12 protein-coding genes are annotated in these 12,594 nt (G+C 68.8%); 4 read left to right on the top strand and 8 right to left on the bottom strand.

The genetic code is table 11. The features are described from left to right. Window positions 1–13: 13 nt before the first annotated feature. From HQN59_RS23990 to HQN59_RS23980, 3 genes are read left to right on the top strand one after another with little or no spacing between them, the layout of a single operon-like run. Window positions 14–1,213 carry an ABC transporter substrate-binding protein gene (locus HQN59_RS23990; RefSeq protein ID WP_176071672.1) on the top strand — a complete coding sequence of 400 codons (1,200 nt, stop codon included), beginning with the start codon at window positions 14–16 and terminating at the stop codon, window positions 1,211–1,213. Further along, a complete protein-coding gene (locus HQN59_RS23985; RefSeq protein ID WP_342451301.1) occupies window positions 1,210–2,463 on the top strand; it encodes an ABC transporter substrate-binding protein in 1,254 nt (417 codons plus the stop codon). Before HQN59_RS23990 ends, HQN59_RS23985 begins: the two co-directional genes overlap by 4 nt. Window positions 2,464–2,473: 10 nt before the next feature. After that, on the top strand, window positions 2,474–2,899 hold the full coding sequence (locus HQN59_RS23980) for a PaaI family thioesterase (protein WP_342451300.1): 426 nt from the start codon (window positions 2,474–2,476) through the stop codon (window positions 2,897–2,899). 55 nt (window positions 2,900–2,954) lie between these two features. On the opposite strand, the gene HQN59_RS23975 is transcribed toward HQN59_RS23980, so the two are convergent. Beyond that, a complete protein-coding gene (locus HQN59_RS23975; protein ID WP_176071670.1) occupies window positions 2,955–3,446 on the bottom strand; it encodes a flavodoxin family protein in 492 nt (163 codons plus the stop codon). A gap of 47 nt (window positions 3,447–3,493) precedes the next feature. After that, window positions 3,494–4,177 (bottom strand): nitroreductase, encoded by a 684-nt coding sequence (locus HQN59_RS23970; protein ID WP_176071669.1) that lies wholly within the window; start codon window positions 4,175–4,177, stop codon window positions 3,494–3,496. A gap of 80 nt (window positions 4,178–4,257) precedes the next feature. Between HQN59_RS23970 and HQN59_RS23965 the strand changes: the two genes are divergently transcribed. After that, complete coding sequence (locus tag HQN59_RS23965) at window positions 4,258–6,234, top strand: AMP-binding protein (protein ID WP_176071668.1); 1,977 nt, start codon at window positions 4,258–4,260, stop codon at window positions 6,232–6,234. A 33-nt stretch (window positions 6,235–6,267) separates the two neighbouring features. Here HQN59_RS23965 and can read toward each other — a convergent pair whose 3' ends face one another. Genes can through HQN59_RS23935 form a run of 6 tightly spaced genes read right to left on the bottom strand, consistent with a single transcriptional unit; the run spans window position 6,268 to window position 12,583 of the window. Next, complete coding sequence (gene can, locus HQN59_RS23960; RefSeq protein WP_176071667.1) at window positions 6,268–6,915, bottom strand: carbonate dehydratase; 648 nt, start codon at window positions 6,913–6,915, stop codon at window positions 6,268–6,270. 31 nt (window positions 6,916–6,946) lie between these two features. After that, entirely contained in the window at window positions 6,947–7,735 is a 789-nt protein-coding gene (locus HQN59_RS23955; protein WP_176071666.1) for an enoyl-CoA hydratase/isomerase family protein, read from the bottom strand. 34 nt (window positions 7,736–7,769) lie between these two features. Then, window positions 7,770–8,564, bottom strand: a complete 795-nt coding sequence (locus HQN59_RS23950; RefSeq protein WP_176071665.1) for an enoyl-CoA hydratase-related protein — start codon at window positions 8,562–8,564, stop codon at window positions 7,770–7,772. Beyond that, window positions 8,561–10,609, bottom strand: coding sequence for an acetyl/propionyl/methylcrotonyl-CoA carboxylase subunit alpha (locus HQN59_RS23945; RefSeq protein WP_176071664.1), 2,049 nt, complete (start codon window positions 10,607–10,609; stop codon window positions 8,561–8,563). The genes HQN59_RS23950 and HQN59_RS23945 overlap by 4 nt, the downstream gene beginning before the upstream one ends. Further along, complete coding sequence (locus tag HQN59_RS23940) at window positions 10,609–11,412, bottom strand: enoyl-CoA hydratase/isomerase family protein (protein WP_176071663.1); 804 nt, start codon at window positions 11,410–11,412, stop codon at window positions 10,609–10,611. The genes HQN59_RS23945 and HQN59_RS23940 overlap by 1 nt, the downstream gene beginning before the upstream one ends. Before the next feature lie 10 nt (window positions 11,413–11,422). Beyond that, entirely contained in the window at window positions 11,423–12,583 is a 1,161-nt protein-coding gene (locus HQN59_RS23935) for an acyl-CoA dehydrogenase family protein (protein ID WP_176071700.1), read from the bottom strand. Window positions 12,584–12,594: the final 11 nt, after the last annotated feature.

Here is a 12,594-nt window from a genome sequence, read left to right as displayed (position 1 = left end):
TGAGGAGACCGACATGAGCAGAATCGTTCCTAGCCTGCGCCCTCTCCTGGCCGCCGCGCTGTGTGCCTTGGCCGCCGCTGCGCATGCCACGGATCCCGGCGTGTTCGACGACCGCCTCGTCATCGGCAGCGTACTGCCGCAGACCGGGCCGCCCAGCCTGATCGGCAAGGCCGGCGTCATCGCGCTGCGCGTGTGGGAGAAGGACGTCAACGCGCGCGGTGGCATCCATGGCCGCAAGATCGAGCTGCGCGTCGAGGAAGACGGCTACGTGCCGCAGCGCTCGGTGCAGGCGATCAAGAAGCTCGTCGACGTCGACAAGGTCTTCGCCGTCGTCGGCACATCGGGTTCCTCGCACCTGATGGCGATGATGCCGACGATCGAGGAGAACCAGATCCCGGCGATCAACTTCGCCGCCGTCGCCGGCCCGCACTTCACCCCCCCGCGCAAGACCGTCTTCAACGTCGGCGCCACCTACTGCCAGGAAATCACGGGTGCGATGAAACACCTGATCGCCACGCGCAAGCTGCAGAAGGGGAAGTTCGCGCTGATCTACCAGGACGACGACTTCGGCGCCGACGTCAAGTGCGGTTACGACGCGGCGCTCAAGGCCGCCGGGCTGAGCAGCGCGATCGACGTGCCCTACAAGCGCGCCCAGAAGGACTTCTCCGCCGAGGTGCTGGCGGTGCAGAAGTCCGGCGCGAACTTCGTGCTCGTGGGCGGCATCATCAGCGAGACGGCCACCATGCTCAAGGAGATCCAGAAGAACGGCATGGACGTCGTTCGACTGGCGGCACACCCCTCGCACCTGGGTGCGGTGCTGCAACTGGCCGGCAGCGCCGCGGAAGGCCTGCTGATCGCCGACTACGTGCCGCCGATCACCGACACCGAGACCCAGGGCATCGGCCGGCTCAACGCCTTGGCCTACAGGTACCTCACTGCCGACGACGTCAAGGCCATGAACCGCTACTCGCTGACCGGCTACGTGGCGGCGATGCTCCTGGAGTCGGCCCTGCAGGCCTGCGGACGGAATCTCACGCGCGCCTGCGTCGTGCAGAAGCTGGAGCAGACCAAGAATTTCGCCAGCGACGGCATCATGGCCCCGCTGAGCTTCGGCCCTGGCATCCGGCAGAGCGGCACCCGTCCGATCCTGCTCAAAGCCAACGTCGCCGCCGGCAAGTTCGAGCGCGCCTCGGACTGGCTGACGGACAAGTGATTGCCCGATTCACCCCTTCATCGACCCATCGTCGCACACACATGCAAACCTCGCTTCCGCTGCGTCCCCTGCTCGCTGCCGCGGCCATTGGCCTGTCGGCCCATTCCCTCACCGCTGCGGCCGCGGAACCCGGCGTCACCGACACACAGCTCATCCTGGGATCGGTCACGCCGGTTAGCGGGCCGCCCAGCCTGCTCGGCAAGGCCCACATGCTGGCCCTGAAGGTGTGGGAGCAGGACGTCAATGCACGCGGCGGCATCCACGGCCGGAAGGTCGAGATCCGCCAGGACGACGATGGCTATGTGCCGCAGCGTGCGCTGCAGGGCATCAAGCGGCTCAACGAGGTGGAGAACATCTTCGCGCTGCTGGGCACCTCGGGCGCCGCGATGATGCAGGCCATGCTGCCCTATATCGAGGAGCAGAAGATCCCCACCATCAACGGCATGGCGGTGTCGGCCTCGCACTTCACGCCACCGCGCAAGACGGTGTTCATCCTCGGTCCGACCTATTGCCAGGAGCTGGCCGCCGGAATGACGCACCTGGTCAAGAGCAAGAACCTGCAGAAGGAGAAGTTCTCGCTCGTCTACCAGGACGACGAGTTCGGCGCGGATGTGCGCTGCGGCTACCAGAAGGCTGTCAAGGCACTGGGCCTGAACAGCGTGGCCGAGATCTCGTTCAAGCGCGGCACCAAGGACTTCTCTGCCGAGATGCTGAGCCTGAAGCGGGCCGGGGCCTCCTTCATCGCATCGGGCGGCGTGGTGGCCGAGCATTCGATGCTCATGAAGGAGGCGGCGAAGAACCAGATGCCCGTGACCTTCCTGACCATCCACTCCGCACACCTCACGCCGGTGCAGGCACTCGCGGGTCCGGCCGGAGACGGCTACTACGTGGCCGACTACGTGCCGCCACTGACCGACCTGACGGTCCCCGGCATGGCCAAGTTCATCGCGTTGACGCAGAAGTACCTCAGCGCCGACGAACAGAAGCAGCTCAACCGCTACTCCATCACCGCCTATGTCGGCGCGCTGCTGATGGAAGACGCCGTTCGCCGCTGCGGCAAAGCGCTGACGCGCGCCTGCGTGGTCGACAAGCTCGAATCGACGAAAGATTTCCGCACCGACGGGCTCACCTCGCCGATCAGCTTCAGCGCCACGCAGAGGCAGTCGCCCAGCAGCGTGCTCGTGCTGCGCTCCGATGCCAAGGGCGGCAAGTTCGATCGCGTGTCCGATCCGATCCCGGTCACCGATTGAACGTTCGGCCGTGTCGACACCGACACATGTTCACGGCCCGTTCCAGGAACTGGTCGGGTACGAGACCATCGTTGCCGATGGTCGCCCACACCTCCGGTTGCCGGTGCGGCGCGAGCTGCTCAACCCGCACGGCGTGCTGCACGGCGGCGTGAGCCTCACGCTGCTGGACGCTATCGGCGGCCGCTCGCTGATCGACCAACGGGTCCCTGCCAGCGGCCAGATCATCATGTCGTCGGTGACCGTCACGCTGACGACCGACTTCCTGCTGGGCGTACGTGACGGCGTGCTGTTCGCCACCGGCTCGCCCGACCACATCGGCAAGACCGTGGCCTACGTGTCGGTGCAGTTGCGGCACAACGACCTCTATGGCCCGCTGATCGCGCGCGGGCTCGGCACCTACAGGGTCTATGCGCGGTCATTGGTGCGTCCGGTCTGAGCGACGCGGCTCGGTCGCCGCGATCGCAGCCGCCGACGCGCCGGCCGACACCCCTTCAGAACACGCCGCACGCCAGACCCGCCGCAAGCGCCTGGCCCAGATCGGCACATTGCCGCAGGGAGGCAGGGGCGATGTGCTTGGGCGCGAGGATGGCCTGGGGAGTCTGTGCGCCGGTGCGCACGATCAGCGGCTCGGCGACCGAGCGCAGCCGCCAACCGGTGGCAACACGCTCGATCTGCCGCACCGCCATGCTGCCGTCGGTGCCGGCACAGACCATGGCGGCGTAAGGCCGCCCGTTGATGCGGCCGAGCGCGGCATAGTAGGCTCGGTCGAAGAAGTCCTTGAGTGCACCGGACATGGCGGCCAGATTCTCCGGCGTGGCGAAGAGGTAGCCATCGGCGCTCAGCACGTCCGTCGCACCGGCATCGAACGCGCGCCGGGCGACGACCTCGATCCCGTCTTCGTGGCGCGCCGCGTGCATCGCGGCCTCGACCATCTGGGTGGTGCCGCCCGTCATGGAGTGGTGGACGACCAGCAGCGTCTTCATCGCAGTTGCGCCGAAGTATGCCCGTCTTCAGCCGTCCCCCGGCTGCCTCACCGTGCGGCCCCGAAACCGGCAAAGTGTGCGAACTCATCGGGCTGTGCGCGCTCGGTGATGAAGGCGTTCTCGGGGGCCGCCGGATCCTCGTGGCCAAGCGCGATGCCGCAGGCGAGGATCTCGTGTTCAGACAGCGGCAGTTGCTCGCGCACGATCTTGTGGAACCAGGCGAACGCGGCTTGCGCACAGGTGTGCAGGCCCTGGGCGCGGGCCGCGACCATGATGTTCTGAATGAACATGCCCAGGTCCATGAAGCTGCCGGTGTTCAGGCGCCGGTCCAGCGTGACGAGCAGTCCCACCGGGGCATCGAAGAAGATGTAGTTGCGGAGCATCTGCAGTTCACGCGCCTGGGCGTCGTCGCGTGCGATCCCCAGCGAGGCATACAGGCCGAAGCCGCAGCGGCGGCGGCGATCGAGATAGGGTTCGACCCACTGCGTTGGATAGTACGCGTACTCGGGCTGATGGCGGTCGGGGTCGGTCGTGGCGGCCTGCACGATGGCATTGCACAGCCGATTCTTCGGTTCTCCGGCAACTGCGTAGACGCGCCAAGGCTGCACATTGTTGCCGCTGGGCGCGCGCGCCGATACCTCCAGGATGTGGCGCACCACCGGGACTGGCACCGGCGTGGGCAGAAAGCGCCGCACGGACTTGCGGCTGCGGATGGCGTCGTCGACATGCATCGGGATCTCTCCTGGCGGGCAGCGCGGGACCGGCGTGTACACGCTGGACGGCGCACGCCCCTTGCGTTAACCTTGCGAGAATGCAGTCTACCAAACGACCGTTTGCTTGGATACCGTCGCCGGAGACGATTGCCGGCTCCAACCTCACGGCATTCATCCGGTACACCGGCCAGCCCGACCTGCAAAGCCTGCAGAGCCGCGCCGACGCGGACCCAGCCTGGCTGATGGAGCAGGTGTTCGGGTTCTGCGATTTCCGCTTCTACAAGCCGTACGAGCGCATGCTCGACACCTCGCGCGGCATCGAGTGGGCGCGCTGGTGCGTCGGCGGCACGACCAACATCGTGCTCAACTGCATCGACCGGCACCGTGGCACCCCCACCTGGGATCGCACCTTCATCGCCTGGGAGAGCGAGGATCCGACGGCACCCAACGCCCGGCGCGAACTGAGCTACCGCGAGTTCGACGCCGAGGTCTGCCGGCTAGCCGGTGCGCTCGAGGCGCTGGGCGTGCAGCGCGGCGACCGGGTGGGCCTGTACATGCCCAACCTGCCCGAGACCTTCATCGCGTTCTTTGCCGTGCTGAAGATCGGCGCCGTCGTCATGCCGCTGTTCTCCGGCTTCGGGCCGCAGCCGCTGGTGGCGCGTCTGAACGACGGCGAGGCCAAGGTCGTGCTCACCGTCGACGGCACCTGGCGCCGCGGCACCCCGGGCGCGATGAAGTCGGTGCTCGACGAGGCGCTGGCAGCGGTGCCCAGTGTCCGGAACGTGTTGGTGCTGCGGCACCTGGGCACAGCCCTGCCCTGCCCCATGACCCCGGGACGCGATGTCGACTGGGCTGCGGCCGTGGCGGAGCAGTCCGCCGAGCGCGCCACGACCGAGATGGCCGCCGACGATCCGGCGGTGCTGCTGTACACCTCGGGCACCACCGGCAAGCCCAAGGGCTGCGTGTGGACGCACGTGGGCTTCCTCGGCTCGATGGTCACGCGCGACATGCACATCTGCGGCGACTTCCGTTCGAGCGACCGCTTCTTCTTCATGAGCGACATGGGCTGGATGGTGGGCGCGATGTGCGCCTGCATCCCCAGCTACTTCGGCGGCAGCCTGCTGGTGGCCGAAGGCACGCCCGACTATCCCGACACCGGCCGCTTCTGGCGGCTGCTGCAGTACCACAAGGTCACCTACCTCGGCGTGGCACCCACGCTGATCCGCGGTCTGATGCGCCACGGCGACCAGGAGGTCGGACGTTACGACCTCTCGTCGCTGCGCATCACCGTCTCCGGCGGCGAGGCTTGGACCGAAGCGCCTTGGCGCTGGTTCTTCGAGCATGTCTGCAAGGGCCAACTGCCGTTCCTGAACATCGTCGGCGGCACCGAGGTCGGAGGCTGCAACTTCACCGGCACCGTACACCACCCGCTGCGCCCGGGTTCGTTCGGCATGGGCGGCCTGGGCGTGGGCGTGGACATCGTCGATGACGCCGGGAAGCCCGTGGGCCCGGGACAGGTGGGCGAACTCGTGCTGCGCAATCCCAACATCGGCTTCACCAAGAGCCTGTGGCGCGACGACGAGCGCTACCTCGACAGCTACTGGCGCACCCTGCCCGGCCTGTGGGTTCACGGCGACTTCGCGATGCGCGACGAAGACGGACTCGTCTACATCCTCGGCCGCAGCGACGACACGATCAAGGTCTCGGGAAAGCGCACCGGCCCTTCGGAGATCGAGACCCTGCTCACCAGCACGGGCAAAGTTTCGGAAGCGGCTGTGATCGGCGTGCCCGACGAGGTCAAGGGGTCGGCCATCGTCTGCGTGTGCGTGCCGATGCCGGGCGTCGCCGCCGACGCGGCGCTGGAACGCGAACTGTCCGAAGCCGTGGTCAAGGGCATGGGCACCTCGTACCGCCCGCGGCAGGTGATGCTGGTGGGCGACCTGCCCAAGACGCGCAACATGAAGATCATGCGGCGCGTGGTGCGCGCGGTCTACCGTGGAGACAGCCCGGGGGACTTGTCGTCGCTGGTCAATCCCGAGGCGGTAGCGGAGTTGCAGGCACGCCTATCCGGCTGATGTCCGCTTGATGTTGTGGCGGACGGTCGCGGCTCAGGGCACGCCTAGCGCCGCGAGCGCAGCGGCATAGCCGGAGTCCCTCGATTCGCAGCCCACCGCTTCGCTGACCCGGTACAGCAGCCCGTCTTCGAGGCCGTAGACGAAACCGTGCACCTCGACCTGCTGGCCGCGCTCCCACGCGCGCCGCAGCACCGTGGTGCGGCAGACGTTGCTGACCTGCTCGATCACGTTGAGCTCGCACAAGCGTACCGCACGCTCGGCAGGGGAAGAGGCCACTTCGAGCCGGGCTTCGTGCTTGCGCGCGACGTCCTCGATGTGGCGCAGCCAGTTGTCCGCCAGGCCTGTGCGGCGCTGCTCGATCACCGCCTGCACCCCGCCGCAGCCGTAGTGGCCGACCACCAGCACGTGCTCTACCTTCAGCACCTCCACGGCATACTGCAGCACCGTCAGGCAGTTCAGGTCCGAGTGCACCACCAGGTTGCCGACGTTGCGGTGGACGAAGATTTCGCCAGGTCGCAGGCCGACGATCTCGTTGGCCGGCACGCGGCTGTCGGAGCAGCCGATCCACAGGTAGCGCGGCGTCTGCTGCCCCGCGAGCCGGGTGAAGAACTGCGGGTCCTCCGCACGGCAGCGGGCCGACCATGCACGGTTGTTGCGAATCAGGGGGTCAATGCTGCACATGCTGCCGCTCCTGCGCCGACTCGCCGCCGCTTCAGCGGCCCTTCCACACCGGCTTGCGCTTCTCGGCGAAGGCGCGGGGGCCTTCCTGCGCGTCCTCGCTCGCGTAGGCGGCGCGGTAGATGTTGTGCGCCAGCGCCATGCCGGCTTCGCAGCCTGCGCTCATCGCGGTGAGGATGGACTCCTTGCCCGCCATCACCGACAGAGGCGCGTTGTCACGGATGCGCTCGGCCAGCGCCTGCGCGCGGGCACGCACCGCATCGGGCGTGTCCTCCAGGTAGTTGATGAAGCGCAGCTCGTGGAAGACCTCGATCGGCTGCAGTTCGCCCGTGAGCACCATCTCCATCAGCAGCGGCTGCGGCAGCATCCACAGCAGCGGGATCGCCCACGGGCTGCCGCGGCCGGCGATGCGCGTCTCGGTGATGCCCACCTGCGTGCCCTTCAGGCCTACGCGCAGGTCGGAGTTCAGCGACAGCATCATGCCGCCGGCGATCAGGTGCCCTGTCATCGCCGCGATGATCGGCTTGGCCACGCGGCGCTGGCGGGCATGGAACGGGTCCTTCATCTTCGTCAGGATGTCCACGCCCTCCTCCTTCTTCACCCGCGCCGCCTCCCGCAGGTCCAGGCCGGCGCAGAAGGTGCCGCAGTCGGCCGAGGTGAGGATGGCCACGCGCACGCTGGGGTCGGCATCGACCTCGCCCCAGCAGTCGTACAGGCGGTTGGCGGCGGCCGGCGAGAGCGCATTGCGGATCTCGGGGCGGTTGATCTTCACGGTGGCGATGCCGTCGCGCACCTCGTAGACCACGGTCTCTGCGTCGTTCATTTCGATGTCCTCCGGACAGGCATTGCGTCGGGCTTCAACCGGTGGTGACCTTCCACGAGGGCGCTCTCTTGCCCAGGAAGGCGGCGATGCCCTCGGCCGCGTCGGGCCGCTCCCAGGCATCGGCGAGCAGCGCGGCGGTGTAGTCCATGCACTCGCGCGGCGGGCGGCCGATCACGTCGTTGAAGAGCTTCTTGGTGGCGGCGATCGAGCTCACCGGCAGCGACAGCACGAGATCGAGTTCCTCGGCCACCGCGCGGTCCAGTTCCTCGGGCGCAACCACGCGGTCCGCCAGGCCGATGCGCTCGGCCTGCGCCGCGTCGATGAACTGCGTCGTCAGCCCATAGCGCCGCGCGCGCGCCAGCCCGAGCCGGCGCGCGACATAGGGCCCGATGTTGGCCGGCACCAATCCGAGCCGTGCCTCGGTGAGCGAGAAGCGCGCGGTGCTGGAGGCCACCACCACGTCGCAGATGCAGGTCAACCCGAAGCCGCCGCCGGTGGCCGGACCGTTGATGCGCCCGATCACCACCTTGGGCAGGTGGTCGAACTCGTAGAACAGGTCGGCCAGCGGGCGCGAGTCGGCAATGCGCTGGTCGCGACTCTGGCTCAGCACGGTCTGCATCCACTTCAGGTCGCCGCCGGCACAGAACGACTTGCCCTCGCCGGTGAGCACCAGGGCGCGCACCTGGTCATCGGCGGCCACCTCGGCCAGCGCGTGGCGCAGTTCCCGCGTGACCTCCAGGCTCAGCGCGTTCTGGATCTCGGGCCGCGCCAGCGTCAGGCGCGCCACCTGCGCGCTGTCACGAGTCAGGCGAATGGACTGGTAGTTCATGAGGTTTGTGCTCCTGGTTCACGTTCTGTTCGAGGGCCGGGCACCCCAGGATCGGTCTCGGCACCCACCACCGCCACCACGAGGCCGCGCTCCACCGTCTGACCGGGGCTCACCGACAGGCTGGCAAGCACGCCATCGTGCTCGGCGCAGATCTTCAGTTCCATCTTCATCGACTCCATCGTCACCACGACGTCGCCGGCGCGCACCGGCCGCCCCACCTCGGCGTGCGTCGCGAGAATGGTGCCCATCATAGGCGCGCGCAGTTCTCCGGAGCCGGCGCTGCCTGCGGTCGCACGGGCCAGGTAGGGCACCACTTCCAGTTGGTGGCTGGCGCCGCCCCCCTGCACGAAGAGGCTCGTGCCGCGACGGGCCAGGGCCAGCGTCTGCAACTCGACGCCGTGTTCGCATTGCCAGCCCCCATCGGCCTGGGCGCGCAACGCCAAGCGGAGGCGCTGCGCGCCCACCAGCACGGTGGTGAAACCATCGGGCCCGGGAATGCCCAGGTAGACCTCGTGCACGCTCGCACCGTCGCGCAGCAGCACCGCGGGCACCGCGCTCAGCGCGTCATCGCCGGCCTGCAACTGCCAGCCGGTGACGTCGGCGCCCGACCAGGCCCCGCAGTCCAACGCGCGCGCGCGTTCATCGAGCATCCACCACAGTCCGGCCGCGGCCACGATGTCCAGCGGCACCGCCTGCGTGGCCCGCTCTGGCCGCGCCAGCCATTCGTCGATGCTGCGGGTGTGGAAGCCCGCGTCGCGCACCTCGGGTCGTGCCAACAGCCGGCGCAGGAAATCGGCGTTGGTGGTCACGCCCAGCACCCGCGTCGCCGCGAGTGCCGCCTGCGCGCGGTCGATCGCCTCGTCGCGGCTGGGCGCGTGCACGACGAGCTTGGCCAGCAGCGAGTCGTAGTGCGGCGTCACCACCGAGCCGGCGCGCACGCCGGTTTCGACGCGCACGCCGCCGCTGGGGAAGGCGATCTGCTCGATGCTGCCGGTGGCAGGCAGGAAGTCGTGCTCGGCGTCCTCGGCACACAGCCGGGCCTCGACCGCATGGCCGCTCACGCGCACGTCGGCCTGGCGCACCGGCAAGCGCTCGCCGCAGGCCACGCGCAGCATCAGCTCGACGATGTCGATGCCGGTCACCTCCTCGGTCACCGGGTGTTCCACCTGAAGCCGCGGATTGACCTCGAGGAACCAATGCCGGTCTCCCGCGACGAGGAACTCGACCGTGCCCACGCCACGGTAATCCAGCCGGCGCGCCAGACGCAGCGCATCGTCGAGTAGACGCTCGCGCAGCCCGGCGGGCAGCGGCGCCGCGGGCGCCTCCTCGATCAGCTTCTGATGGCGGCGCTGCAGCGTGCACTCGCGCTCGTACAGGTGGATCACCTCGCCGCGGCCATCACCGGCGATCTGCACCTCGACGTGGCGCCCGCGTTCGACATAGGGTTCGACGATCAGCGCCGCATCGCCGAAGGCGCTGCTCGCCTCGCGCATCGCGGTGCCGATGGCGGCCTGCAGCTCGCCCGCGTGGCGCACCACGTGCATGCCCTTGCCGCCGCCGCCGGCCGCCGGCTTGAGCAGCACCGGCAGCGGCAGCGCCCGCGCGCGCGCGGCCACCACATCGGCGTCGGCGCTGGCCTCTTCGCCGCCGCCGAGCACCGGCACGCCGGCCGCGCGCGCCTCGGCCTTGGCCTCGCCCTTGTGGCCGAAGCGGCGCAGCGTGTCGGGCGTGGGGCCGATGAACACCAGCCCCGCCGCCTCCACCGCCTCGGCGAAGGCCGGGTTCTCGGCCAGGAAACCGTAGCCGGGGTGGATAGCATCGGCCCCGGCGCGGCGCGCAGCATCGAGGATGGCGTCGATGCGCAGGTAGCTGTCGGCAGCGCTGGCGCCACCGACGCCGATCGACGAGTCCATCGATGCGGTGTGCAGCGCATCGCGGTCGGCACTGGAATGCACGCCGATCGGTGCAATGCCCAGCCGCCTGCAGGTGCGCACGATGCGGCAGGCGATTTCACCGCGGTTGGCGATCAGGATTCTTCGGAACATCAGCGCCCGCTCCACCGCGGCGGCCGCTTCTCGTTGAAGGCGCGCACACCCTCCAGCCGGTCCTGCGACGACACGAGCACGTTGTAGGCGGCGATGTCGAGCGTGTAGCCGCTGTGGAAATCGACCTCACCGCCGCGCGAGGCCGCCACCTTGGCGTAGTGCACGGCCATCGGCGCCGCCAGCGCCACCTCGCGCGCCTCGGCCACCGCGGCGGCCAGCGCCTGGCCGGGCTCGACGAGCGTGGTCACGATGTTCCACTGCGCCGCCTGCTCGGCGGAAAAGCGCCGCGCCGTCAGCAGCAGCTGCTTGGCGCGGCGTGCGCCGGCGGCTCGCACCAGGTTCTGGATGCCGCCGCCGCCGGGCATGATGCCGCGGCGCACCTCGGGCAGGGAGAACACCGCCGAGCGCGCGGCGACGATCCAGTCGCACATCAGCGCCAACTCGCAGCCACCGCCGTGCGCGTGGCCCTCGACGGCGGCGATCACCGGCGCCGGGAAGTCCTTCACCGCCAGCAGCACCTCCTCGGCCAGCTGGTGCTGGCGCCGCCACTGGTGGTCGGTCATGCCATCGCGCTGCTTCAAGTCGCCGCCGGTGCTGAACGCACGCTCGCCCGCGCCGGTGACGACGAGCACGCGCAGCCCGTCTTCGAAGGCCAACTCGTGCAGCCCCGCGCGCAGCTCGACGAACATCTGCGTGTTCATCGCGTTCATCACCTCGGGCCGGTTCAGCATCAGGCAGCGCACGCCCTCGTCGGGGGCGGTGCCGGGGGCGGGCTCGATGCGCAGGGTTTCGTAGGTGGCCATCGTGCGCGGTTCAGTAAGAGCGCGGCATGCCCAGCAGGTGTTCGGCCACCTGGGCGAGCACCAGGTTGTTGGAGATCGGCGCGGTGCGGAACAGTCGGCTTTCCTTCCACTTGCGCTCGATGTCGAAGTCGCAAGCCACGCCGTAGCCGCCGAAGGTGGTCATCGCGGCCTCGGCGGCCTCCCAGGCGGCCTCACTGGCCAGGTACTTCACCATCGTGGCCTCGCGGCCGCAGGACTGGCCGGCATCGAACAGCGTGGCCGCCTTGTTGCGCATCAGTTCGGCGGCCTCGACGTTCATGTGCGCGCGCGCGATCGGGAACTGCACGCCCTGGTTGGAACCGATCGGGCGGTCGAAGACGATGCGCTCACCCCCGTAGGCTGCGGCCTTGCCGACGAACCAGTGACCGTCGCCGATGGCCTCGCTGGCCACGAGCAGGCGCTCGGAGTGCAGCGAGTCGAGCAGGTAGTGGAAGCCCTTGCCTTCCTCGCCGATGCGGTCGTCGTCGCTCAGCTCGAGGTTGTCGATGAAGACCTGGAAGGTGTGGTGGTTGATCATCGTGCGGATCGGTCGCGCCTGGAGCGACTTGCCGGCCTTGGCGATGTCGATCAGGAAAAGGCTCAGCCCGTCGGTCTTCTTCTTCACCTCCTCGATCGGCGTGGTGCGCGCGATCAGCAGGTACAGGTGCGAGTGGCTGTAGCGCGAGGTCCAGATCTTCTGGCCGTTGAGCACGTAGCCGCCCGGCACGCGGCGCGCGAAGGTCTTGATCGCCAGCGTGTTGGAGCCGGCGTCGGGCTCGGTCACGCCGAAGGCCTGCAGGCGCAGGCTGCCGTCGGCGATGCGAGGCAAGGTGCGGCGCTTCTGCGCCTCGCTGCCGTGGCGCATGATCGACGCCATCGTGTACATCTGCGCGTGGCAGTGCACCGCGCTGGCGCCGTTCTGGTTGATCTCCTGCAGGATCAGGCAGGCGTCGAGCAACGGCAACCCGGCACCGCCGTACTCCTCGGGGATCAGCGCGGCCAGCCAGCCGGCCTTTGCCATCTCATCGACGAAGGTCTCGGGGTACTTGCCGTCCTGCGCCAGCTGCCGCCAGTACTCTGGGCCGAAGCGCCCGCACAGGTCCTTCACGGCCGCCCGGATCTGGGCCTGGGTCTCGGTGTAGTCGAAGTTCATGGCCATGTGGG

It is taken from the genome of Rhizobacter koreensis (genome assembly GCF_013366375.1).
In the GTDB taxonomy this organism is placed as follows: Bacteria; Pseudomonadota; Gammaproteobacteria; order Burkholderiales; family Burkholderiaceae_C; genus Schlegelella_A; species Schlegelella_A koreensis.
Note: the sequence above shows the minus strand (reverse complement) of the source record. Positions and strands in the feature narration are given on the sequence as shown.

What these genes read in the sequence shown, in the direction of transcription:
- HQN59_RS23965 (WP_176071668.1), top strand. Translation starts at nt 4,258, where the DNA reads ATGCAGTCTACCAAACGACCGTTTGCTTGGATACCGTCGCCGGAGACG.
- HQN59_RS23940 (WP_176071663.1), bottom strand. Translation starts at nt 11,412, where the DNA reads ATGGCCACCTACGAAACCCTGCGCATCGAGCCCGCCCCCGGCACCGCC.
- HQN59_RS23935 (WP_176071700.1), bottom strand. Translation starts at nt 12,583, where the DNA reads ATGAACTTCGACTACACCGAGACCCAGGCCCAGATCCGGGCGGCCGTG.
- HQN59_RS23970 (WP_176071669.1), bottom strand. Translation starts at nt 4,177, where the DNA reads ATGCATGTCGACGACGCCATCCGCAGCCGCAAGTCCGTGCGGCGCTTT.
- HQN59_RS23990 (WP_176071672.1), top strand. Translation starts at nt 14, where the DNA reads ATGAGCAGAATCGTTCCTAGCCTGCGCCCTCTCCTGGCCGCCGCGCTG.
- HQN59_RS23950 (WP_176071665.1), bottom strand. Translation starts at nt 8,564, where the DNA reads ATGAACTACCAGTCCATTCGCCTGACTCGTGACAGCGCGCAGGTGGCG.
- HQN59_RS23955 (WP_176071666.1), bottom strand. Translation starts at nt 7,735, where the DNA reads ATGAACGACGCAGAGACCGTGGTCTACGAGGTGCGCGACGGCATCGCC.
- HQN59_RS23975 (WP_176071670.1), bottom strand. Translation starts at nt 3,446, where the DNA reads ATGAAGACGCTGCTGGTCGTCCACCACTCCATGACGGGCGGCACCACC.
- can (WP_176071667.1), bottom strand. Translation starts at nt 6,915, where the DNA reads ATGTGCAGCATTGACCCCCTGATTCGCAACAACCGTGCATGGTCGGCC.
- HQN59_RS23945 (WP_176071664.1), bottom strand. Translation starts at nt 10,609, where the DNA reads ATGTTCCGAAGAATCCTGATCGCCAACCGCGGTGAAATCGCCTGCCGC.